Source organism: Bradyrhizobium sp. (genome assembly GCF_016462955.1).
Classification (GTDB): Bacteria; Pseudomonadota; Alphaproteobacteria; order Rhizobiales; family Xanthobacteraceae; genus Bradyrhizobium.
On sequence record NZ_JAEMSD010000188.1, the window covers coordinates 3,346 to 3,967 of the forward strand.

The 622-nt window shown below is 69.1% G+C and carries 1 pseudogene; it reads left to right on the plus strand.

Annotation, left to right across the window (positions count from 1 at the left end):
- Positions 1–5: 5 nt before the first annotated feature.
- Positions 6–622, plus strand: a pseudogene (locus JHD07_RS19630) (lytic transglycosylase domain-containing protein); the annotation flags it as partial.

Below are 622 nucleotides of genomic sequence, written 5' to 3' on the forward strand. Positions count from 1 at the left end.
ATCGAATGAACCAGTGCCTACGCTCGCTCGCGTGTGTCGTTGCCGTGGCCGCGATGGCCCTCCTTCCCGCCGAGCTGGCAGCGAAGAGCAGTCACAAATCCTCGGCGCAGAAGAAGACCCATGAGGCGAAAGCCGGCAAGCACCGCCATGCCGCCGCCGGCAAGACGCGGCACGGCAAGCACGCCGAGGCCAAGCGCAAGTCGAAGAAGACGGTCGCCGCGGACAAGCCCGCACCGCCGCCGCTGACCGGCGATCTCGCCGCGCTGAAGGACACGGTCGATCTCGCGCGCAAGGGCAAGAACGATGATGCGGCCGCCGCACGCGATCGCATCGCCGATCCCGCCGGACAGAAGCTCGCCGACTGGTTCATGCTGCGCCATCCCGACAGCACCGCGAATTTCAAGCGCTACGCTGCCTTCCTCGCCGCCAATCCCGACTGGCCGAGCAGCGCCCTGCTCCGCCGCCGCGCCGAGGCACGGCTGTGGCAGGAGAAGAGCGACGCGGCCACCGTGCACAGATTCACGATGGATCGCCCGACCAGCGCCAAGGGCAAGTTCGCGCTGGCCCGCGTGCTCCTGACCGAGGGCGATTCCGACCGCGCCGCCCGGCTGGTGCGCGAAGC